Consider the following 22,480-nt stretch of genomic DNA (forward strand, 5'->3'; position numbering starts at 1 on the left):
TGACCAGCCCGGCGTATTTCATGCAGTGGTCGCTGGCATCGGTCACCACGAAGGTGCTGACCAACCCGGCCACCGCCACGTATCAGAACGTCGACCAGTGGACCCTCGACCACGACTTCCTCAACCCGGGTGACAGCAGTCCGGCGGCGTTGTGGCTGGAAGGGTTGCAGCACACCGGGTTCAAGGGCTCCACGTCGCTGGCGGAGCCGCCGATGGCGTTCGGTGGTGGCGCGTTGGACAACCGGGTCGACTACAACATCGCCGCCGGTGTGCTCAAGCTGCGCCGGTTCCGGCTGGGCAGCATCGAGAACGGCACCGGTGGTCTGTTGACGGTGTACTACGCCGGAACGGACTGCAGCCCGACGAACATTCCCGAGGGCAGCGCGAACAACAACATCTACCGGTGTTTCCCGCAGTACTGGTCACCGGAGGGCGGCACAGCCGGGTTCGGCTGGTTCCACAAGTACGTCGTCACCGCCGTGCAGCAGACCGACCTGGCTGACTCAACGGCGCCGCCGGTGCTGACCAGTTACAGCTACAGCCTCACGCACTCCTCGACGAAGGTGCTGTGGGGGCATGATGCGAACGAGACGTCGCCGTTGTCGCGGCGGTCGTGGTCGGACTGGCGTGGCTACACCGACGTGACCACGACGACCGGTCCGGTCGGCGGCACGCAGACGGTGTCCTCAGACCTGTACTACCGCGGTTTGAACGGTGACCGGGCCAGCGACACCGGCGGCACCCGCACGTCCACCATCGATGACTCGCAGGGCACCACGACCGACTTCTACATGCTGCGTGGGAAGCTGCGGGAGGAGACGTCGTTCCGGCCCGGTGGGCTGGCGTACTCCTCGACGCTGCACAGCTACGGCTACGGCGCGGTCGCGACGCGTCCCCTCGCGTACGGGATGGGGACTCTGGTCGCGAACAACTTCGCCGAGACCGAGACCCGCACCCGCACCCACACCACCAGCCCGGCGGGGGTCGAGGGGTGGCGGTGGACGAAGACCACCACCACCACGGACAGCTACACCCTGCCGACCCTGATCCGCGACTGGGGCGACGAGGCCGACCCGAACGACGACCTCTGCACCGAGATCACCTACGCCGACCGCAGCGTCGACCCGAGCAGCGGCCGCTACCACGTCAACTACCAACGCACGAGCACCCAGACCAGGTGCACGATCGTCGACGGCAGCGACCTCCTGTCCGGCACGTTCACCTACTACGACGGCAACACCACCGGCACCGGCCCGGTCGGTCAGGGCCTGGTCACCCGGGTCGACGCGATGAACGGCAACACCGCGACGTCGGGCCCGCAGTGGCAGAACGTCGCCAACACCGGCTACGACACCTACGGCCGCGTCGTGTGGACCCGTGACCCGATGAACGACAACGCCCACAAGACCACCACCCAGTACACGCCGGCCGCCGACGCCCCGGTGATCACGACGGTGACCACCAACCCGCTGGGCCATGCGACCACCAGCACCATCGATCCGGCGCGTGGCCTGCCGACACAGATCAACGACCCCAACAACAAGAAGACCAACGCTCGCTACGACGCCCTGGGCCGGCTCATCGACGTGTGGCTGGACAACCGCGACCCCGACACCACCACACCGAACCTGCACTACGCATACCTCTTCTACTCGCTCGCGCCGGTGACCGCGAACACGATCGTCACGACCGGGTTGGGCCCGAACGGCAACACGATCAAGAGCTACGACACCTACGACGGCAATCTGCGGCCGCGGCAGCGTCAGACGCAGGCTTCGCAGGCCAACAACGGGTGGATCATCGCCGACACCCAGTACGACGGGCGCGGGCTCACCGCCAAGACCACCACCTTCTTCACCGCTGCGAGTCCATCCGGTCTGATCGTCGGCTTCGCCGACACCGACCCCGCGGTCAAGAACCAGCACCGCTACACCTACGACGCCCTTGAGCGGCAGACCGTCGACGCGCTGTACTCCGTCAACACGCTGCAGTGGCAGACCACCACCGCCTACGACGGCAACTTCACCACCGTCACCCCTCCCGACGGTGGCACCCCGACCACCACGTACGTCAACGGCCGGGGCAATACCACGGAACTGCGCCAGTACCTCGGCAGTGCGCCCACCGGTAGCTACCACGCCACCACGTACACCTACGACCGGCTCGACCGGCTCACACAGGTGGCGGACCAGTCCAACAACACCTGGACGACCAGCTACAACCGCCTCGGGCAGGCCGAGTCCACCACCGACCCGGACAAGGCCACCACCACCGTCAGCTACGACCTCGCCGGTCGGCCGACAACGGTCACCGACGCACGTCCCGGCAGCAGCACGACCACGAAGTACGACGAGCTCGGCCGTAAGACCGGCCTGTATGACGGGGTCGGCACGACCGGGTTCCAACGGGTCTCGTGGGCGTACGACACGGTCGTCAAGGGACAGCTGACCTCATCCACCCGGTACGTCGGCACCGACGCGTTCACCAGCACCGTCACCGGCTACGACAACGGCTACCGGCCACTCGGCGTCACCACGGTGATCCCGTCGAGCCTGAGCATGCCGTGGCTGCCGAGTGGCTCGTACACCACTTCGATGACCTACAAGGTCGACGGCTCACCCGCCACGGTGACCTACCCGGCGGCCGGCGGCCTGTCCGCGGAAACCGTGACCACCACCTACGACAACACCGGCAACGCGCTGACGCTGAGCGGCCTCGAACCGTACATCGCCGCTACGACCTACCAGGCCTTCGGCCCGATGTATCAGCAGGTCCTCGGCTCCGGTTCCAAGCGGGTCCGGCAGACGACCGTCATCGACGAGACCACCGGCCGGCTCACCAGCGCCAAGACCGAGACCGAGAACGCCGCGAACCCCAACACGTGGGCCGAGCGGCTCACCGAAGGCTACGGCTACGACGACGCCGGCAACGTCAAGAACATCACCGAAACCTCGGCCGGGTCGACCGTGTCCAACCAGTGCTTCGGCTACAACAGGCTCCGCGAACTGACCGAGGCGTGGACCACCACCGCGGCGACCTGCCAGACCAACCCGTCCCTCGGGGTGATCGGCGGACCCGACCCGTACTGGACCAGCTACCGGTACGCCACCGGCACCAACAACTACAGCAACGGCAACCGCACCCAGGAGATCCGCCACGCCATCGGCGGCGGCACCGACACCACCCGCACCTACACCTACCCCACCACCGGCAAACGGCACACCCTCACCAAGGTCGACGCCACCGGCGGCAGCACCGGCACCGACAGCTACACCTACGACAACGCCGGCAACATGCTCACCCGAAACATCGCCGGCAAGCCCGGCCAGACTCTCACCTGGGACAGCGAAGGCCACCTCGCCACCGTCACCGACAGCGCCGGCGTCAGCAGCTACATCTACGACGCCAACGGCACCCGCCTCGTCGCGAAAGACCCCACCGGGGCGACGGTGTACCTGCCCGGCTACGAACTGCGCAAGGTCAGCGGCACCGTCACCTGCACCCGCGACTACGGCGTCGCCAGCCGCACCCCGGCCGGCCTCACCTGGATCGCCGCGGACCACCACGGCAGCGGACAACTCGCCGTCGACGCCGTCACCCAGACCGTCACCCGGCGCAAGACCGACCCGTTCGGCAACCCCCGCGGCACCGACCCGACCTGGCCCAACACCAAGGGGTTCATCGGCGGCACCCGCGACACCACCGGACTCACCCACCTCGGCGCCCGCGAATACGAACCCACCACCGGCCGATTCATCAGCCGCGACCCGCTCACCAGTCACGACGATCCGCAGGAACTCGGCGGTTACGCCTACAGCGGCAGCAACCCGACCACGTTCTCCGACCCGACCGGCCTGTGCAGGATCTGCAACACGGTGCGCAACGCGACCTCGAACGCACCGAAGAAGGACATCAAGAAGATCAACAAGTCCCTCCACAACAACGTGTGCAAGATCTGCAACGCGGCCAAGAAGGCCAGACCGGGCGTCGTGAGCAAGATCAAGGCCGCCCTGGTCTACGACAAGCCCGTCGGGGTCGCCGCGGGGCTCTCGCCCAAGCCGATGTCGTCGGCCGAGCGCATGCTGTGCGAGAAGGACTGCTCGTCCGATGGGTCGAGCGAGTCGACGTTCGGGCCGTTCCAGGCGTGGTGGTGCGCGACGCACGCAGTGGTGGACTGCGCCGGCGCGTTGCTGACCGGGAACGAGATCCACCACCTGGCCGACGCGTTGTTCGAGCAGTACCTCCTTGAGCGCCCCGATACGGCCTGGACCGGCGGTCAGAAGAACGCTTTCCGGCATGGCCTGTGGATGGCGCTGTTGACGGGCGTCTTCGGGTTTTCGGTCGACCAGGCGGTGTCGCTGGGCGAGGCGCACGAGCGGGACACCGACACCGACGGCCAGGAGTGGGGCACCTACGATTCCGGGGTCGACATGCACAACAACGAGGTCGGCGCGCAACTCGGCGCGGACATGCGGGCGACGATGGGTGCGGACTGGGCGGCGAAGAACCGTTACGTCTTCTACGAGACGGTGGCCTTCATGGTGGACACGAAGCAGAGCGACTTCTACTACTCCGGTGCGATCTAACACCGGGTCACGCGGTTCGGGGCGTCGGCCTGCCGGCCGGCGCCTTCGGGCCGCGCTGACCCTGGCGGTCGCCGCGGCGGCCGCGGTGCTGCCGGCCGGCTGCGGCCCGCTGCCCGCTGAGCCGGCGAAGGTCTCGACCCTGACCTGGTCGCCGGACGGGCACGTGTACTTCATCAGCGAGGCCGACAACCGCGTCGGCGAGGTCTGGCGCACCAGTCAGGGCGGGCGGGCTGAGGCGTTCCTGGACGGCAAGGCCCTCGCCGGCGGCTGCGAGGGCGGGCCGGCGGTGCTGACGGTGGTTCGCGCGGTCGGCGACGCCGGCCTGGCGGTGGGCTTCGAATGCCCGACCTCGCAGGACCGGCTGTACCTGGTGGACGTGCGGACCAGGACCATGACGCCGGTGCTGACCGGCGACGACATCCGTGACGTGGCGCTGGAGGCGGGCGGCGCCCGCGGGTATGTGGCCCAGCAGCGCGGCAACTGCGCCTCCGTGGCCGGGTTCAGCGACGGCGCGCTGCACGGGCTCGACGTGCGGGTGCCGGCGCTCACCGGCGAGTGGCGGCTCCTGCAGGGGTATGACGAGAGCGCGCGTGCGAGGGACGGCCTGACCTGCGGTGCGGAGGGCAAGGCCCTGTCGCCGGTCTCGACCGGCGACGGGCGCACGGTCGCCATGCTCGTCACGATCGCGCGGCGCGGCGCCGGCCTGAACGGCGGGATGTACGGCCGGTATGACTGGAACGTCGGCGTCCTGGAGGGTGACGCCATCCGCCTGGTCGGGCCGACCCTCCGGGGCGCGCCGCACCTCGCCCTGGCGCCGGACGGGTCACGGGTGGCGCTGTTCCTCAGCAGCACGAGGGACGGGCTGCAGGTGTTCGACCTGGCCGGCGGCGATCCCCGCACGGTGAGCACCGAGGACGGCGCCAGCTTTCCGGCGTTCTCACCCGACGGCCGGACGATCGCCTACAGCGGTGGCGGCCGGACGTCGATCAAGTTCGCCGCCGTGCCCTGACCGAGCTCCTGGCCTGGGGGAGTCCGGACCGCGGGACGGTGTCCTGGCCGGACCTGCGACGGGCGGTCAAGCCTCACCTTCGAGGCGGGCGTAGACGTCGCCGGAGCGGCCGAGCGGGCGGAACCGGTGCAGCAGGCGCATCAGGTCGGCGCGGTCCAGCCAGCGCTCGCTGGCGAACCGCATCGTCTCGATCGGCGAGTAGTTGTAGCGGTACGGGCCGAGCTGCTCCACCCGATCCAGGACGGCGACCGTGGCGTCGTGCGCGAACGGCAGGTATTCGAACGACAGCGCGCGCAACGGCGTGCTCAGGCCGGACAGGACCTCGATCTCGAAGCCCTCGACGTCGATCTTGCAGAACGCCGGCTCGCCGTGCTTCGCGATCAGGTCGTCGAGCGTCACCACCTCGACCTCGATCGACCGGTCCCACCGGACGCGGGCGAAGCTGCGGTCCTCGCCGACCGTTTCCATCCACGAGGACGACATCGACGAGACGGTCGGGGTGGCGCTGGACAGGGCCAGGTGGGCCGTCCCTGGCCGGGCGCCGACCGCGCTCGGCACGATCGTGACGTCATCGGCCCGGCCGAAGAGCAGGCGCAGCACCTTGAGGCAGTCCGGCTGCGGCTCGATCGCGATCACGTTCGCGCCGAGCTTCCGCCACGCGCGCACCCGGCTGCCCACGTGGGCGCCGATGTCGAAGCCGATGTCGCCCGGCCCGAGAAACCCGCTGTAGAAGCGGACCATCTTCCGGTGCCGGCCCGGTATGCCGTGGTACATGGCCAAGGACCGCCCGATACCCCGGGCCCGGCTGAACATCAGAGACCTCCTCGAGCGCCGTAGCGGTCGCTCAGCGCGTACCGTAGCAACACCACTTCCTCGATCTGCTGGACGCCCACGAGCGTGGCGCGGCACCCGGCGTTCCACGGGAAGTCGCCGTCGCCGACGAAGCGCGGCGCCTTGGAGTTGCCGACGAAGAACGGTGCGACGACCAGCTGCGCCTCGTCGGCCAGCCCGGCGGTGAGGAACTGCGTGTGCATGCTGCCGCCGCCCTCGACCATCAGCCGCCGGATGCCCCGCCCGGCGAGGTCGGCGAGCAGGTCGAGCAGGTCGATCGGGTTGCCGGCGTCGACGACCGTCGCGACCCGGCCGAGCCGGGCGCACGCCTCCTCCGCGGCCGGCGAGGCACAGTAGACGATCTTGTCGACGTCTCCGGCGGTGAAGAACGCCGCTTCCGGGTCGAGGTCGCCGTGCGCGGTGAGCGTGACCTTCGCCGGTGACGGCGGCAGGCCCCGGGCGGTGCGGGCGGCGCGCCGGTCCGGGGAGCGCACGAGCAGCCGCGGGTTGTCCTGGCGGACCGTGTGCGCGCCGACGAGGATCGCGTCGCAGCCGGCCCGTTCGGCGTCGACCCGGTCGAGGTCGGCGTCGTTGGACAGCATCAATCGCGTCTCGGTGCCGTCGTGGATGTAGCCGTCGATCGACATCGCGCAGCTCAGCAGCACGTACGGCCGGTCTCTCGCCGATGCCACGGCGCTCACCGGCTCACGGGCCCGAAGGCGGTCAGGAACCGGTCGCGGAACGCGTCCATCTTCCAGACCGGTGCCTGCGGGTCGGGTCTGAGGCCGTCCTGCCAGCCCCAGCCGGAGATCCGCTCCAGCACGGCCGGGTCGCGGGCGACGATCGTGATCGGCACGTCGCGGCTGGCGTTCTCGCCGATGATGACCGGCGCCGGCTGGTGGTCGCCGAGGAAGACCATCACGAGACTGTCGTCGCCGTAGGTCTGCAGGTAGGAGATGACCACGCCGAGCGAGTATTCGATGCTCTGCCGGTAGTCGGCCCGGACCTGAGCGCCGCTGCGATCCAGGACGCCGTTCTGGCCGCCGCCGGTGAACGCGGCGCCGTCACCGATGCCGCTGTAGTCGACGAGCCGCGGGACGGGCGTCCACGGCGCGTGGCTGGACAGCAGGTCGATCTCGGCGAAGACCGGCGGGCGGTTCGGCGCGGTCCGCTCGAGGCGCTGGAAGGCCGAGATCGTGTACTGGTCGGGGATCGAGGACAGGGCGTACGTCGGGCCGCGGTACCCCATGTCCCGGGAGTCGTAGATCCTGTTGTAGCCGTAGATCCGGCCCTCCGGCCAGTCGCGGGTGTTGGCCGGCGCGAAGCAGACCGTGCGCCAGCCCGCGCGCTTGAACGCGCCGCTCAGCGTGAAGCGGGTGCTCGACGTGAACTGCAGGTAGCGCTGCTGGCTGTCGATCCACAGCCCGGACTGCAGCGTCGAGTGCGCCAGATGGCTGCCGCCGCCGGTGGCCGCCGACGTGAGGAACGCGCTGCGGGAGCCGAACCCGGCGGCGTCGAGCTGCCGTGTCCCCGCGTCGAGCACGGCGTTGACCTGCGGCGCGTACTCGGGGTTCTCCACCGCGTCGCGCCCGTAGCTCTCGATGAACGTGAAGACGACGTCCTTGCCCCGCAACGCGGTGAGCAGCTGCGGGCCGAGCGAGTCGCGGAACGCGTCGACCGACGCCTCGGCCGCGAACGTCCTGCGGTCGCCGAGGTCCTCCCGCACCAGGCGCAGATGGTCGTACACCGGACCGGCGGCGTTGGTGGCGGTCACCGGCAGGCCGGCGACGACCTGCAGACCGAACACCGCGCAGCCGAGCCACGCTACGGTGCGGATGCTCGTGGCGCGGTGCCGGACCACGATGCCGGTGAGGCGAAGGACGGCGAGGGGCACGAGGACGAGCAGTCCGAGGACGAGCACGACGACACCGATGACCGCGCCGATCGCGCTCGGCCGGCCGATCGAGTCGGAGAGCACCTCGACCGCCGGCCCGAACAGCCGCCAGTCGAGCATCGGGTCGAACGGCCGCGCGAACGTCGCGGAGAAACCCAGGTCGAGCAGCTTCAGGAGGCTCAGCAGCGCCAGGGCCACGCCGGCGGCGACGGCGCCGATCCGCCGCGCGCGTGCGGGCAGCAGGAGCAGGACGGCGACGCCGGGCAGCGCTTCCACCGGGAAGCGGACGAACGGCCGGCCCGGCTGGTTCGGCGCCGCGAGCGCGGCGAGCACGAGCAGTGCGGCGAGCGTCGTCACCGTCCACGCGACCACCGTCCTGGCCCGGACGGTCCGCGGAGCCGAGACCGGCGGGCCCTGGCGCGGCGGCGCTCCGGGTTCCGCTGCGGCGTCGTCGGTACCTTGCAGCACGGTCGTCATCCCCCGAACGGCAACTCGGCGAACCGGGCCGCCCTGGTCGCCTTCGCCGCCAGGTAACCGACGTTCGCCGGTGACCGGTACACGCCCGTCGGCACGCACTCGGTCACCGTCACCCCGAGCCTGCTGAGCTGGTCGGTCTTGTCCGGGTTGTTGCTGAGCAACGCGATGCGGTCGGCGCCGAGCGCGCCGAGCATCTGCGCCGCGGCGGTGTAGTCGCGCTCGTCCTCGCGGTGCCCCAACGCCAGGTTGGCCTCGAAGGTGTCCAGGCCGGTGTCCTGCAACGCGTACGCGTCGAGTTTGGTGTACAGGCCGACGCCGCGCCCCTCCTGCCGCAGGTACAGCAGATAGCCACCCGCGTCGGCGATCCGCTCGACGGCCTCGCGCAGCTGCGGGCCGCAGTCGCAGCGCTGGCTGCCGAACACGTCACCGGTCAGGCATTCGCTGTGCGGGCGGACGAGCGGCACCCGGCCGTCGGTCAGCCGGCCGAGGCCGAACGCGAGGTGCTCCCGCGCGTCGACGAGACCATGGAACGTGAAGACGCGCGCGGTGGTGGTGAACCCGTCGGGAAACCGGAGCGGCACCGTCACCTCGGTGCGGACTGCGGCGGGCAGGAAGTCAAACACGGGTCTCCTCAGGACGGTGACGGGCGCGCCGGGCAAGCACCAGCACAGCGGCTCCGGGCAGGGTCGACACGAGCACCAGCGCCCCGTACACCATCGCGGTCGCGACACCCTGGGTGGCGCTCAGGCCGGCGGCACTGAACGCCCACGCGGCGACGCCTTCGCGCGGCCCGAAGCCGCCCACGTTCGCCGGCAGGACCATGGCCAGCAGGGCCAGCAACGTCAGCGGCACCAGCTGGGACAGCGGCGCGGTCGCGCCGGCCGTGCGCGCCGCCACCAGAAACGTCGCGAGGTTGCCGGCGAGGACCACGGCGGTGGCCAGGAGGACGCCGACCCACTTGCGCCGGGCGATCAGCCCGTCGCGGATGTCGGTCTTCGCGGTGCGGAGCGCCCGAAGCGCACGCGACCAACGCGCCGGGCCGCGCTCGGGCACGAACCGGGCCAGCAGCACGGCGACGAGCGCCGCGACCACGGCCAGGGCGATCACCGCCGGCAGGTACCGCCGGACCGGCGACGGGAACGCCAGCAGCACCACGGTCGCCAGGAGCACCGAGATGACCGTGCCGGCGGCGCGCTCCCACACGACCGCGCGGATGCCGCGGCTCACGTCGCCGGAGTCCTTGCCGTGCCGCATCGCGCGGTGAACGTCACCGAGCACGCCACCCGGCAGCGTCGCGTTCAGGAAGGTGGCGCGGTAGCAGTGGGCGACCGCGGTGTGCAGCGGCAGCCGCACCCCGAGGCCGCCGGCGACCAGGCTCCAGCGCCAGGCGCACGCCCACGTGGTCAGCACGCCGATGCCGAGCGCCGCACCGAGCGCCGTCGCGTCGATCAGGCGCAGCCCGGCGACGAACGGGCCGCCGCCCAGCCGCCACAGCAGGGCGGCGAGGATACCGACCCCGGCGAGCGGGTGTACCCAGGACCGGATCGACCGCGGCACCCGACCTCCTTCGCCGCAGGGGCTTCTCGTCTGAGGTATACGTACGCGGAAGGCCAGGGGTTCATTCGCCGCCGGCGAGGAGGTCGTCGTGGTGCACCACGACCCCGAGCCGTCCCGCCGCCGCCTCGGCGAGCCGGCGACGACCGTACTCCTCCGCCGGCCCGATCAGGCCCGGTTCCTGTTCGCATGCCGCGCCCAGCCACCCGCGGAACCACTCGGCCGTCAGGGCCGCGTGCCCGGATCCGAGGCGCCAGGGACTGGGCCGGACGAGCACCTCGATGCCGTGCCGGCCGAACGCCTCGATCGTCGCCTCGACCGCGTCCGGCCCGAGCAGCGCCCGGCCGCCGGCGGTGCGGCGCTGGTGCGCGTTGAACGCCGCCATGATCGCCGCATCGAGGGGGTCCGGCGGGTCCAGCTCCACCCGGCCGGTCACCGAGATCGTGAACAGCGTCGGGAACCCGGCGCACGCCGCGGCCACGCGCTCGACCTCGTCGGCGGTGAACATGTCCAGGAGCGCCGACGCGGTGATCAGGTGCGCGCCGTCCAGATCAGCCCCCGTCAGCCTGGTGATGTCGCTGTGCCGGACCTGTGCCGTCGCGCTCCGGCCGATGGCCGCCAGCTCCAGCAGGTCCGCGTCGCGGTCGTGGAGCACCCAGTGCTGCGGACCGGGCAGCAGCGGTGCCAGCCAGCGCCCCATGGAGCCGGTGCCGGCGCCGAGGTCGTGGATCACCAGCTCCGGGGTTTCCACGAGGCGGGCCCGGAGCCGTTCGACGAGCTCGACCGACCGGGCCGCGGCGTCGGCCGGCTCGCGCAGCGCCAGCCATTCGGGCGTGACGCGGCTCATGCGGGTACCCCCAGCAACACCCGGGAAACCCGCGCGGAGGTGTCTTCCCAGCCGGGGAGGGTGGTCCGGCGGGCGGTCGCGGACCGGCGCAGCGCCTGCCGGAGCCCGGGTTCGCCGAGCCAGCGGCGCAGCCCGTCGGCCAGGCCGTCGGCCTTCTCGCCGGCCTTCTCTTCGGCCTTGTCGTCGGCCTTGTCGTCGGCCTTGTCGTCGGTACTGACGAGGAGGCCGGGTAGGGAGCCGTCCGGCGCGCGCCCGAGTGCTTCGGGCACCCCGCCGACCGCGGTCGCCAGGACCGGTATCCCGCGTGCGAGCGCCTCGGTGACCACCATGCCGTAGGTCTCACCGTGCGAGGCGAGCAGGAGCAGGTCGGCGCCGGCGTAGGCGGCCGTGAGCCCGGCGCCGGTGCGCGGGCCGGCCAGCACGACCCGGTCCTGGATGCCGTCGGCCGCGAGCTGCCGGCGGAGCCGGTCGACGAACGCCGGGTCGCGGTCGAGGGAGCCGACGCACACGCAGTGCCAGGGCACGTCGGCGACCTTGGCGAGCCCCTCGGCGAGCCGGTCGTGGCCCTTGTGGGCGGTGACGGCTGCCACGCACAGCAGCGCGGTGCCGGCCTCGGAGCCGGGCGCGAGCGGCGCCGGATGGACGCCGGGCGGCGCGGCGTGGACCCGGTCACCGGGCAGCGCGTAGGACTCGATGAGGCGCCGCCGGGTCCAGCTGCTCGTGGTGACGATCGCGCGCGCGGTGAGCAGCGCCTCGCGCTCCCGCTCGTTGTCGAGCGGCAGGTGCACCAGCACAACGAGGCGGAGGCGTCGCGCGTGCTCGCGCAGCACCCCCGGAACGACCGAGGCGATCAGACCGTCGAGCAGGACCAGGGCGCCGTCCGGCACGGCGGCGAGGACCCTCGCGAGGCCGGCCCGTGCGGCGGCGCCCGGCTCGGGCCACGTCCCGGGCACCGCGTGCTCCAGCACCGTCCACCCCGCGGCGACCAGGCCGTCGCACACCTCGCGGTCGTAGGTGTTGCCGCCGCTCGGCGTCGCCGGATCGTCGATGTCGTTGGGCAGCACGACATGCACGGGCTTCACAGGGAGCGCTCGTAGGCCGCCGAGGCGATGTGCGACTCGTGCAGGGTGACCTTGACGGCGGACAGTCCGCGGGCGTTGTCGCCGAAGTTGCCCGCCTCGATGCGGTCGGCGAGGCGGTCGGCGACGAACCGGGCGAGCACCTCGGTCGAGGTGTTCTGCCCGGCGAACCCCGGCTCGTCGTCGAGATTGCGGTAGTTCAGCTCGCCGACGACGGCGGCCAGCTCGTCCCGGGCGAGCCCGATGTCCACGACCAGGCCGTCCTCGTCGAGATCCGCCCGGCTGAAGGTGGCGTCGACGACGTAGGTCGCACCGTGGAGGCGCTGCGCGGGTCCGAACACCTCGCCGCGGAAGCTGTGGGCGATCATCATGTGGTCACGAACGGTCACGCTGAACATGGTCATTCTCCGCTGTAGGTGATGAGATGGCACAACGCGGGAAGGTCGCCCGCGGCGAACACGTCGGGCAGGTCGTCGAAGCGTGACTCGCCGGCGATCAGCGCGTCGAACGCGGGGTCGCGCAACAGCTCCAGGGCAAGCGCCATCCGCTCGACGAAGGTCCGGCGCGGGTGGGCGACGGTGCCGACCTGGCTGCCGCGGATCGTCAACCGGCCGGAGTGGAACGCGCCGCCGAGCCCTACGCTGACCGGCCGGTCGCCGTACCAGCTCAGCTCGACCACCGTGCCCTCGGGCGCGAGGAGGTCCAGCGCGCACTGGAGTCCCTCCGACGTCGCGCTGGCGTGGATCACGAGGTCCCGGCGCCGGTCGGCGGTGTCCGGCGTGGCGAACTCGACGCCGAGCGCGCCGGCCACGGTTTCGCGTTTCCGGTCCACGTCGACGAGCTGCACGTGCACACCGGGAAACCCGGCGGCCAGCCGCGCGACGCAGCAGCCGACCATGCCGGCACCCACGACCGTCACCCGGTCACCGACCCGCGGGGTGGCGTCCCACAGGGCGTTCACCGCCGTCTCCACGGTTCCGGCCAGGACGGCACGTGTGGGCGGCACGCCGTCGGGTAGCACGTGGACGGCGCCGGCCGGCACCACGTAGGCGGTCTGATGCGGGTACAGGCAGAACACCCACCGACCGTCGTCGAGCTGCCCGACGTTGAGGTAGCCATACTTCACCGGCCCGGGAAAGTCACCTTCCTGGAACGGCGCGCGCATCACGGTGTACTGGCTCGCCGGCACGCGTCCGGAGAACACGAGCGTCTCGGTGCCGCGGCTGACGCCGGAGAACCTGGTGCGCACGAGCACCTCGTCCGGGCCGGGTGCGGGCAGGGTGACGGGCCGGATCTCGCCCGCGCCCGGCTCGCGGACCCAGAAGGCACGCGCTGTCGGCATCGACTCCCCTTTGAACCAAATCGCTGCGGTTGACGTATCTCGGATCAAGGTCGCACGTTAATACACGGAGGCACGGTGCATAAGGTTCAAACCGGTCCGGCAATCGGGTTTCTCGCCCAGGTTGTCCTGCTGGCCGGCCTCGACAGGACGGCCGGCCTCGGCGGCGCCGGCTGGCTGGTCGGGCTGACCTTCGGCGCCGCGCTGTGCGGCCTGCTCACCTGGGGCATGCACCGCTCGGGTGCGGCGCACCTGGGCCCGGCCGATTGGGTGACGCTCGCCCGGTCCGTGCTCGTCGGCGGCGTGGCAGCGCTGACCGCGGACTCGTTCGACCTGCCGGTCCCGGTGCGGCTGCTGGTCATCCTGACGATCGTCGCGCTGGTGCTGGACGGCGTCGACGGTCAGGTCGCCCGGCGGACCGGCACCGTGTCGGCGCTCGGCGCGCGCTTCGACATGGAGGTCGACGCCTCGCTCCTGCTCGTGCTGAGCCTCTACGCCGCGCACCGGTTCGGCCCGTGGGTGCTCGCGATCGGGCTGATGCGCTACGGGTTCGTCGTCGCGACGTGGTTGCTGCCGTGGATGCAGGCGACCCTGCCGCCGCGGTACTGGCGGAAGGTCGTCGCCGCGACCCAGGGTGTGGTGCTCGTCGCCGCGAGCGCCGGCATCGTGCCGTTGCCGCTGATGGTGACCGCGTTGCTGATCGCGTTGGCGCTGCTGGTGGAGTCGTTCGGCCGGGACGTGCTGTGGCTTTGGGCGCGCCGCGCTCCCGGCTGGGCGATCCGATCGGTGCTCGAATCGAAATAGGAATGGTTCAGGCAGATCATTGGGATCGGTTCAGGCAAAACAATGCGCATGGTTCAGGCAGAACCATCGGCATGGTTTAGACAAATCAAATTGACAGTTCCCTTTGTGGAATTGATCATGAACAATGGCTCGTATGAATTCCCCATTACGGTTGCGAACCGCCGTTTTCGCTGCCCTCCTCGCCTTTGCCGTCGCGCTGCCCGCCGCGCCGGCCGCCGCCGACGAGGGCGGGGGCACCTCGACAGCCACCGCGACGAAACAGGACGATAAGCGCGCCCAGCCCGGCGCCGGGGTGGCGCCGCAGACCGTCGCGCCGCCGAAACCCACCGTGTCGCCGAAACCCGCCGCGCCGAAGGTGGGCGTGCCCCGGCAGCGGTCCGCGCTGGCCGCCTGGCAGGTGACCCTCAACGTGCCGGGCGCGCACGACAACGGCGAGGGCACCCAGGTCTCCTGGCTGTGGATCACACAGAGCTTCCACATCACCGCGACGGCGAACCAGGACGTCGGCCCGACGCCGTACTACATCCGGATCTACCGCGACAACGTGCAGATCGCGATCTGCGGCACCGGCACCACCTGCTCGGTCGACGTGGGCAGCTCGGTGATCGCCTCGTCCTGGATCAGCGCGGACATCAGCACCGCCGCGGGCAGCCGGATCGTCGCGTCGAACCCGCCGTTCGTGCTGGTCGACTGGCACTTCACCACCGTCAGCCTGAACGTCGCCCAGACGACGGTCAACATCGGCAGCGCGGCGACGCTGACCGCGTGGACGGCCTTTGACGTCGGCCCGTCGCCGTTCTGGACGCAGATCTTCGACCTGACCACCGGCACCCGGGTGGCGATCTGCGGCAGCGGCGTCAGCTGTCCGGTGAACATCACGCAGGCCAGCGCCACGACGCACCGGTACCAGGCGTACGTGGGCTACAACAGCGCCACGCTCCCGCTGTCCGGCCCGCAGAACAGCAGCCTGGTCAACTGGGTCACCTGGTCCAACAGCGGGTTCCGGATCAGCCTGACGGCGCCGGTGTACACCGAGACGACCGAGACGGTCACCGCGACGGCGTCGTCGAGCGTGACGCCGACCCCGTGGTACATCGAGATCTTCGACGCCGACACCGGCACCCGGATCGCGTTCTGCGGCAACGGGTCGGTCTGCTCGCTGACCGGCTACCGGCCGCCGGTGCCGAACGTTCGCACGCGCCTGGTCGCGTTCGTCTCCAGCTTCAGCACGGCCTTCCCGCCGCCCGGCATCCAGGCCTCCTCCAACATCGTGGAGACCATGTACTACGTCCCGTGACAGCGGGGTGGACGGCAGGGTGGACAGCCGTGCGGGGCGGCGGCACGATCGACGGATGGTCGAGCCGGACGTCTCGCAGGCGCTGCGGACCGGCCCGTTCGCCGTGGCGCTGGACGTGGCGGTCGAGGCGAGCGGGCTGACCCTGGAGCGGCTCGCCGCGCTGCTCGGCGAGCGAGGAGTGCGGCTGTCCCGGGCCACCTTGTCCTACTGGCGGTCCGGGCGGTCGCGACCCGAGCGCGCCGGGTCGCTCGCCGCGCTGCCGGTGCTCGAGGACATCCTCGCGGTGCCGGCCGGGTCGCTGACGGCGCTGCTGCGGGCCCGGGACAGCGAGCCCCGCTGGGCGCACCGGCCGCGCGGCTCGGTGTCGCGCCGGCGGCTGTGGCCGGGGCGGCCGGCGCTGCTGGTGGACATCGACGCGCCGCCGGACGGGCAGCTGGAGTTCCTGGCGATCGACGACCTGTTCGTGGTGGAGAGCGGGGCGACCCGGCTGCTGCGGGTGCGGCTCGTGGTGCGGGCCCTGCGCGACGGGGTCACCCGGGCCGTCGTGTTCTACGAGGCGGACCACGACGGGCCGCCGCCGCAGTGGACCGGGTTCTCGCACTGCCGGCCCGGCCGGGTCCGCACCGAGGGGCGGGTCAGCGTGGCCGAGCTGATCCTCGGGCACCGGCTGAACGTCGGCGAGCACACCGTGCTGCAGTACGAGCTGCGGTTCGCGGTCGGTCCCGAGGCCACCGACTGCTACTACCGCACGTTCACCCGGCCGTGCCGGCTCTGGGCCTGCCAGGTGGTGTTCGCGGGGCAGCTGCCGGCGCGGGTGTTCGGCTACCGGCAGCGCCGCCTCGGCGACGAACCGGTCGACGTGACGGAGCTCTGGACCGGCGACGACCGCACCGCGGTGACGGTGGTCGAGGACGTCCGGCCCGGCGTCGTCGGCATGTCCTGGCGTACATAGCGGCGCACGTGACTGTTACGCGTAACAGCTCCGATGCGGCGCTGAGCTGCGGTTTCGCGCCGCGGTAAGCGCCGTAACTTACCCGCGCCAAAGACCTTATGCATCGATGTACGCCGTTCTTAGGGTGTCGGCACCATCCGACCACCCCCGAAGGACGTGACGAACACCATGCGAATCCGTCGCCCGATCGTGGCGGCCGTCGTGACGGTGCTGACCATGGCACTGTTCCCCGGCACCGCCTGGGCCGAGCCGGAAGGGACCGTGCGGCACAACGCCAGCAGACCGGTTCCCGGCGCGTACCTGATCACGTTGAAGCACACCCAGAGCGTCGACACCCAGGGCGTCGCGGAGGCGGCGGTCGCCCGGTACGGTGGCCGGCTGCACTCCGTCTACCGCAGAACGATGTCCGGCTACGCCGTCGAGGGGCTGTCCGAACAGGCGGCCCGGCGCATCGCCGCCCGGCCCGAGGTGGCGTCCGTAACGCAGTCCGGCACCGCCGGGATCGGCACCACCCAGCAGAACCCGCCGAACTGGGGCGTGGACCGCATCGACCAGCGGGACCTGCCGCTGAGCCGGTCCTACACGTACGACGACGCGGCCGCGGGCCAGGGCGTGACGGTCTACGTCGTGGACACCGGCATCCGGTTCAGCCACAGCGAGTTCGAGGGCCGGGCGAAGCTCGGCGTGGACTTCGTGTCCCCGTCGACCAACGGCGGCGACTGTCACGGGCACGGCACGCACGTGTCCGGCATCGCGGCCGGCAAGACGTACGGCGTGGCGAAGAAGGCCAACCTGGTCTCGGTGCGCATCCTCGGCTGTCAGGGCACGGGCCAGGACATCGACGTCACCAGAGCGGCCGAGTGGATCACCGAGAACGCGGTCAGGCCCGCGGTGGTGAACCTGTCCGTCTACACCGACGACCCCGACATCGCCGCGGACGGCATCCGCGCCTCGATCGCCGCCGGCGTCCAGTGGTCGCTGATCACCGGCAACAACGGCGGCAACGCGTGCAACTACGGGCCCGGCGGCCAGATCCCGGAGGGTCTGCAGGTCGGCAACGCCACCTCCAGTGACACGAAGGCCGGCGACTCCAACTACGGCACCTGCATGGACCTGTTCGCGCCGGGCAGCAACGTCCTGTCGGCGTATCACACCTCCGACACCGCCAGCACCACGATGTCGGGCACGTCGATGGCGGCGCCGCACGTCGCGGGCGCGGTCGCGACCTACCTCACCGGGCACCCGGACGCCACGCCGGCGCAGGTCCACGCCTGGGTGACGGACAACGCCAGCACCGGCAAGATGTCGGGGCTGCCGTCGGGCACGCCGAACAAGCTGCTCTACGTCCCGGCCGCCGGGGGGCCGCCGCCGGCTGGTGACTTCAGCCTGTCGGCGAGTCCCGCGTCGGCGACGGTACCGGCGGGCGGCTCGGCCACCAGTACCATCGCCGCGGCCGCAACAGGAAGCGCTGTCCCGCAAGTGGTCGGGGGGCAGCCCACCACCGTCGAGCAGCACCCGTTCATGATCTCCCAGCGCCGGGAGGGCAGCAGCTTCCCCGGCCAGCAGTCGTGCTCGTCGACGCTGATGGGCCCGCGCACCGTCCTCACCGCCGCGCACTGCCTGATGGAGAACCCGGGCCGGAAGTGGTACGTGTACGGCGCCACCAACCTCAACGACCCCGGGTTCACCGCGGAGATCGCGTCGTCGTGGGTGCATCCGCAGTACACGGGCTGGCAGCAGGGCTACGACGTCGCCGTCGTCACCCTCGACCGGGACGTGCCGGTCCCGGCCGGCATGACCTACCCGACGCTGAACACTTCCACGGCCAACAACACCCCGGGCACGATGGGCATGTCGATCGGCTGGGGCAGAACCGGCGCCAACACCTACTCCGAGGTGCTGCGCAAGGCCGACATCCCGGTCGCTCCGGACTCCGGCTGCCAGGGCCGTTACACCGGCCAGTACAAGACGCCGGCGATGCTGTGCACCGGCTACGCCGACGGCCACGCGGGCGCCTGCGTCGGCGACTCCGGCGGCCCGTACCTGGTCGGCAACACCGTGGTCGGGGTGTTCTCCTGGATGTCGACCGCCTGCGACTGGTACGCCGTCTACACCCGGGTGTCCACCTACGCCGCCGAGATCGCGGCGCAGCTGCCCGGCGGGAACCCGCCGCCGACCGGCGACATCACCCTCTCGGCGAGCGGCCTGCCCGGCGGCGCGACCGCCTCCTTCAACCCCGGCAGCGTCAGCACCGGCGGCACGGCCACGCTGACCGTCACCACGTCCGCGAGCACACCCGCCGGCACCTATCCGATCACCGTCACCGGCACCAGGGGCGCGACCTCCGCGCAGACCACGTTCACCCTCACGGTGCAGGGCGGCGGCACCCCCGGACCGCTCAGCCTGACCAACCCGGGCACGCAGAGCTCCGTCGTGGGCCGGCCGGCCGGCCTGACCCTGCGGGCGCAGGGCGGCACCACCCCGTACCGCTTCACGGCGACCGGACTGCCGGCCGGGCTCACCCTCAACCCGTCCACCGGTGTCGTGAGCGGCACCCCGACCATGTTCCAGACGTCGAACGTCACCGTCACGGTGACCGACGCGACCGGGCGCACCGCCCGGGCGACCTTCTTCTGGTTCGTCCAGCCCTTCTGAACCGTTCCGGCGCGCCCGGGCACCCGGGCGCGCCGGAGACCGGCACACCGCGGAGGGTCTGTCGCGGGTGCCGTCGTGACCGTAGCGTTGCGCGACACGATGCGTGAGCTGGGGGAGCGGCTGTCGCCGGGCGGCAACCTGGTCGCGCAGAGCATGCTGACCGGCGGGCCGGCCACTGCGGGAGCCGGCTCCCCGCCGGCGGACGGGCGCACAGCTGTGATCAGCGGCCGCCCGGAACACAACGCCGCCGAAGCGACCCGCATGACTCAGTCGCTGTACTGGGCGACCGGCGGTTTCGGGGCCGGGCCCGGCAGCCACTTGGTGTAGAGCCGCTGCCAGGTGCCGTCGGCGCGCATCCGGGCCAGGACGCCGTTGACGAACCGGACGAAGTCCGTGGCCGAGCGTTCCATGACGAGGCCGTAGGGCTCGGGGCTGAACTGCTCGCCGACGACGTGCAGCGCCGGGTCCTGCGCGGCCAGGCCGTACAGGACGGTGTCGTCGGTGGTGATCGCCTCGGCCTGGTCCTGCTGGAGCATGACGAGGCAGTCGGTCCAGTACTTCGCCGCGATGATCCGCGCCGTGGGGGCCACCCGCGCGATGGTGGCGATCGAGGTCGTGCCGCTGGCCGCGCACACCGTGCGGTTGTCCAGGTCCCGCACGGTCATGATGTTGGAGTTGCGGCTGGTGAGGATCCGTTGCCCGGCGTCGTAGTAGTCGGTGGAGAACGCCGCCAGCGCCAGCCGCTCGCAGGTGATGGTCGTGGTGTGGGCGACCAGGTCGACCCGCTTGTCCTGGATCGCCGGGAACAGCTCGTCGGGGGCGATCGCGGCGATCTGCAGGTGCTCGTCGCCGTCGGCGCCGAACAGCGCCCTCGCCACCTCGCGGGCGACGTCGACGTCGAACCCGACGATCTGCCCGGTCGCCGGGTCGCGCGAGCTGAACAGGTTGATGCTCTGGTCGGTGCCGACGACGAGCCGGCCACGCTCGATGATCTTCTGCATCGTCGAGCCGGCCGGCATGCGGCCCGGCGCCGGCAGGACGCTCGGCGGTCGCAGGCTGGCGAGGGGGTTGCAGGTCTGCGCGGGGCTCGCCGTCGCGGCGGCCGCCGAGGCGGGCGGCAGCGCGCTCGCGCCTTCGGGCCGGGGCTCGATGTAGGACGCCGTCGTCACCGGCGCGTGCGACTCGCCGGCGGCGCAGCCGGTCAGCGGCAGCAGCACGGCGACGGCGAGGGCGGCCAGCCTGCTGACGCGCACGCGGATCTCCTGCGGGTGGCTCATGATCCGAACGGCTCCTGTCGCGGGCGGTCGGCGCCGGTGACGGCCTGGAGGGTCAGCACCGTCCACGCGCCGACGTGGATCCGGTCGCCGGGCCCGAGCGGGACCGGCGTCTCCTTGGGCAGTGGCGTGTCGTAGTCGCCGTTGAGGAACGTGCCGTTGGCCGAGCCCAGGTCCACGACCACCCAGGTGCCGTCGGGCGTCGCGCTGAGCAGCGCGTGCGTGTGCGACACGCCGACGTCCTCGGGCGGGCCGGTGAGGTCGATCTCGGGGTCGATGCCCCGGCGCACGCTGCGCCGGCCGATCAGCGCCTGCGGGCCGGTGAGCGGGAAGCGGCGCGCCGGGTAGTAGGGCGGGAACGCCACCGGCTGCGACTTCGGGCCGGCCTGTTCCCAGACGGTGTCGTAGTACGACCGGTCGGCCGCGGCCACCACCAGCCAGGACCGGGGCTCCCGCGCGGCGGGCGCCGCCTCCGGCAGGGGCGGATCCGGCGCCAGCGAGTCGTGGCCGCAGTGCTCGCAGTACCGGTCCTCCAGGGGGCTGCGGCACGCCCGGCAGGCGCGTTCAGCGGCCGGCATCGCGCCTCGCAGCCGCACCGGGCTCGCGCACCGTCTGGGTGCGCCGCACGGTGACCACCTCGACGGCGAGGTCGGCGTCGGCGTCGCCGGGCCGCCGCACCAGCCGGACGGTGCCGCGCTCGTCGTCGACGTCGACGAGCCGCTCCAGTGACCTGGCGGTGGCGGCGTCACCGGACTCGTCGGCGAGCTGCACGGCGCGGCGCAGCCGGGCGAGGGCGAGTGCCTCGTCGCCCTCCCGGCGGGCCACGGTGAATCCCTGGATCTCGTCGGCGAGCTCCGTCTGTGCCGTGTAGTGCTGGACCCGTTCGCTGACCCCGGTGGAGCGTTCCTCGTCCGCGGTCCAGATCGCGAGGATCCGCTCCTCGGCGTAGACCCGGTCGCCGCGCACGACGCTGATCCGGCCGGCCAGCATCTCGTCGCCGACGTCGCCGGGTTCGACGTCGACGCAGACGTGGTAGTCGCGGCGTTCCGCGCCCCAGGTGCCGAGCGGGTACTCGCCGACGCGTGGCTCGACGTCGGTGCGCCGGTCGGTCAGGTCCAGGATGCGCGGGTGGACCTGGTTGACGAAGCGGACCTTCGAGCCGGTCGGTGTCCACAGCCGGATGGCGAGGTCCGGGAGCACCTTGCCCATGACCTTCTCGGTGATCGCCTGGAAGTCGCCGGCCAGGGCGTGCAGGTCCGTCACCGCGTCGGCGCTGCCGTTGAGCGCGTCGGCGATCATGAGCAGCTCCTCGCCCTTCCAGTCCCGGCCGATGCCGCGGCAGTCGCAGACGAACGCGCCGGCGCACGCCCGCAGCGCGTCGCGGAGCTCGTCCTGGTGTTCGTCGGTGTTACGCCCGTCGGTGAGCAGCACGACGTGCCTGATGTCGGCCGGTTGCGCGGCGAGCAGCTCGGCGGCGAAGGTCAGCCACCGGCCGATGCGGGTGTGCCCGTCGGCGGTGAGGGCGTCGACCGCCCGCAGCGCCTCCTGCCGGGTCCGCGCCGTGGCGGCCGCCATGCCGCCGCCGGCCGGATACACCGGCTCCGCCGTGTGGGTGCCGACGACGACGGCGAAGGCGGTGTCGTCACGCAGCGCGCCGATCGCGGCCGCGAGGGCGCGTTTCGCCTCCGGCAGCTTCGTGTGCGGGTAGGCCATCGAGGCCGAGCCGTCGATGATCAGCACCTGCGCCACGGTCGGCGGGCGGCTGCCGGCCGGCGCGCCGCCGACGTCGACGGTCACGATCGCGTTGACCTGCCGGACGCCCGCCGCCAGGTACGGGTTCTGGTCGACTTCGATCAGCACGTCATGACCGTCGGTCATCGTC

General features: G+C 71.6%; 19 protein-coding genes. 7 read left to right on the forward strand and 12 right to left on the reverse strand.

Features of this window, described 5'->3' with window-relative positions:
- Positions 1 to 20 precede the first annotated feature (20 nt).
- Positions 21 to 4,586, forward strand: a complete 4,566-nt coding sequence (locus Dsi01nite_RS50120) for an RHS repeat-associated core domain-containing protein (protein WP_203853584.1) — start codon at positions 21 to 23, stop codon at positions 4,584 to 4,586.
- On the forward strand, positions 4,576 to 5,595 hold the full coding sequence (locus tag Dsi01nite_RS50125; RefSeq protein WP_203853585.1) for an alpha/beta hydrolase: 1,020 nt from the start codon (positions 4,576 to 4,578) through the stop codon (positions 5,593 to 5,595). Before Dsi01nite_RS50120 ends, Dsi01nite_RS50125 begins: the two co-directional genes overlap by 11 nt.
- Positions 5,596 to 5,661: 66 nt before the next feature.
- Here the strand turns inward: Dsi01nite_RS50125 and Dsi01nite_RS50130 are convergent, their stop codons facing one another.
- The 9 genes from Dsi01nite_RS50130 to Dsi01nite_RS50170 all read right to left on the reverse strand — a co-directional run bounded on the left by Dsi01nite_RS50130 (position 5,662) and on the right by Dsi01nite_RS50170 (position 13,619).
- The gene (locus tag Dsi01nite_RS50130; protein WP_203853586.1) at positions 5,662 to 6,408 is read right to left on the reverse strand and encodes an FkbM family methyltransferase; all 747 of its coding nucleotides are present in this window, start codon (positions 6,406 to 6,408) and stop codon (positions 5,662 to 5,664) included.
- Positions 6,408 to 7,118 (reverse strand): RibD family protein, encoded by a 711-nt coding sequence (locus Dsi01nite_RS50135; protein WP_275423489.1) that lies wholly within the window; start codon positions 7,116 to 7,118, stop codon positions 6,408 to 6,410. Before Dsi01nite_RS50135 ends, Dsi01nite_RS50130 begins: the two co-directional genes overlap by 1 nt.
- Before the next feature lie 5 nt (positions 7,119 to 7,123).
- A complete protein-coding gene (locus tag Dsi01nite_RS50140) occupies positions 7,124 to 8,797 on the reverse strand; it encodes an alkaline phosphatase family protein (protein ID WP_239136972.1) in 1,674 nt (557 codons plus the stop codon).
- A complete protein-coding gene (locus Dsi01nite_RS50145) occupies positions 8,794 to 9,420 on the reverse strand; it encodes a GTP cyclohydrolase II (protein ID WP_203853588.1) in 627 nt (208 codons plus the stop codon). Before Dsi01nite_RS50145 ends, Dsi01nite_RS50140 begins: the two co-directional genes overlap by 4 nt.
- Positions 9,413 to 10,354 (reverse strand): lysylphosphatidylglycerol synthase transmembrane domain-containing protein, encoded by a 942-nt coding sequence (locus Dsi01nite_RS50150; RefSeq protein ID WP_203853589.1) that lies wholly within the window; start codon positions 10,352 to 10,354, stop codon positions 9,413 to 9,415. Before Dsi01nite_RS50150 ends, Dsi01nite_RS50145 begins: the two co-directional genes overlap by 8 nt.
- Positions 10,355 to 10,415: 61 nt before the next feature.
- Positions 10,416 to 11,198: a class I SAM-dependent methyltransferase gene (locus Dsi01nite_RS50155; protein WP_203853590.1), complete on the reverse strand. Its 783-nt coding sequence runs from the start codon at positions 11,196 to 11,198 to the stop codon at positions 10,416 to 10,418.
- Positions 11,195 to 12,280 (reverse strand): glycosyltransferase family 4 protein, encoded by a 1,086-nt coding sequence (locus Dsi01nite_RS50160; RefSeq protein WP_239136973.1) that lies wholly within the window; start codon positions 12,278 to 12,280, stop codon positions 11,195 to 11,197. The genes Dsi01nite_RS50155 and Dsi01nite_RS50160 overlap by 4 nt, the downstream gene beginning before the upstream one ends.
- A complete protein-coding gene (locus Dsi01nite_RS50165) occupies positions 12,277 to 12,675 on the reverse strand; it encodes a 6-pyruvoyl trahydropterin synthase family protein (protein WP_203853591.1) in 399 nt (132 codons plus the stop codon). The genes Dsi01nite_RS50160 and Dsi01nite_RS50165 overlap by 4 nt, the downstream gene beginning before the upstream one ends.
- A gap of 2 nt (positions 12,676 to 12,677) precedes the next feature.
- The gene (locus tag Dsi01nite_RS50170) at positions 12,678 to 13,619 is read right to left on the reverse strand and encodes a zinc-dependent alcohol dehydrogenase (RefSeq protein ID WP_203853592.1); all 942 of its coding nucleotides are present in this window, start codon (positions 13,617 to 13,619) and stop codon (positions 12,678 to 12,680) included.
- 75 nt (positions 13,620 to 13,694) lie between these two features.
- On the opposite strand from Dsi01nite_RS50170, the gene Dsi01nite_RS50175 reads away from it, so the two are divergent.
- From Dsi01nite_RS50175 to Dsi01nite_RS50195, 5 genes are all read left to right on the forward strand, one after another.
- Positions 13,695 to 14,420 (forward strand): CDP-alcohol phosphatidyltransferase family protein, encoded by a 726-nt coding sequence (locus Dsi01nite_RS50175; RefSeq protein ID WP_203853593.1) that lies wholly within the window; start codon positions 13,695 to 13,697, stop codon positions 14,418 to 14,420.
- A gap of 133 nt (positions 14,421 to 14,553) precedes the next feature.
- Positions 14,554 to 15,717: a hypothetical protein gene (locus Dsi01nite_RS50180; protein ID WP_203853594.1), complete on the forward strand. Its 1,164-nt coding sequence runs from the start codon at positions 14,554 to 14,556 to the stop codon at positions 15,715 to 15,717.
- Positions 15,718 to 15,772: 55 nt separating this feature from the next.
- Positions 15,773 to 16,669, forward strand: coding sequence for a hypothetical protein (locus Dsi01nite_RS50185; RefSeq protein WP_203853595.1), 897 nt, complete (start codon positions 15,773 to 15,775; stop codon positions 16,667 to 16,669).
- 168 nt (positions 16,670 to 16,837) lie between these two features.
- Positions 16,838 to 19,324 carry a trypsin-like serine protease gene (locus tag Dsi01nite_RS50190; protein ID WP_203853596.1) on the forward strand — a complete coding sequence of 829 codons (2,487 nt, stop codon included), beginning with the start codon at positions 16,838 to 16,840 and terminating at the stop codon, positions 19,322 to 19,324.
- Positions 19,325 to 19,399: 75 nt separating this feature from the next.
- A complete protein-coding gene (locus Dsi01nite_RS50195) occupies positions 19,400 to 19,651 on the forward strand; it encodes a hypothetical protein (protein WP_203853597.1) in 252 nt (83 codons plus the stop codon).
- Here Dsi01nite_RS50195 and Dsi01nite_RS50200 read toward each other — a convergent pair.
- Genes Dsi01nite_RS50200 through Dsi01nite_RS50210 form a run of 3 tightly spaced genes read right to left on the reverse strand, consistent with a single transcriptional unit; the run spans position 19,591 to position 22,476 of the window.
- Positions 19,591 to 20,601, reverse strand: coding sequence for a glutamate ABC transporter substrate-binding protein (locus tag Dsi01nite_RS50200; protein ID WP_203853598.1), 1,011 nt, complete (start codon positions 20,599 to 20,601; stop codon positions 19,591 to 19,593). The genes Dsi01nite_RS50195 and Dsi01nite_RS50200 overlap by 61 nt on opposite strands.
- Positions 20,598 to 21,176: an FHA domain-containing protein gene (locus Dsi01nite_RS50205; protein WP_203853599.1), complete on the reverse strand. Its 579-nt coding sequence runs from the start codon at positions 21,174 to 21,176 to the stop codon at positions 20,598 to 20,600. Before Dsi01nite_RS50205 ends, Dsi01nite_RS50200 begins: the two co-directional genes overlap by 4 nt.
- Complete coding sequence (locus Dsi01nite_RS50210; RefSeq protein ID WP_239136975.1) at positions 21,163 to 22,476, reverse strand: VWA domain-containing protein; 1,314 nt, start codon at positions 22,474 to 22,476, stop codon at positions 21,163 to 21,165. The genes Dsi01nite_RS50205 and Dsi01nite_RS50210 overlap by 14 nt, the downstream gene beginning before the upstream one ends.
- Positions 22,477 to 22,480 lie beyond the last annotated feature (4 nt).

The organism is Dactylosporangium siamense, from assembly GCF_016862795.1.
In the GTDB taxonomy this organism is placed as follows: domain Bacteria; phylum Actinomycetota; class Actinomycetes; order Mycobacteriales; family Micromonosporaceae; genus Dactylosporangium; species Dactylosporangium siamense.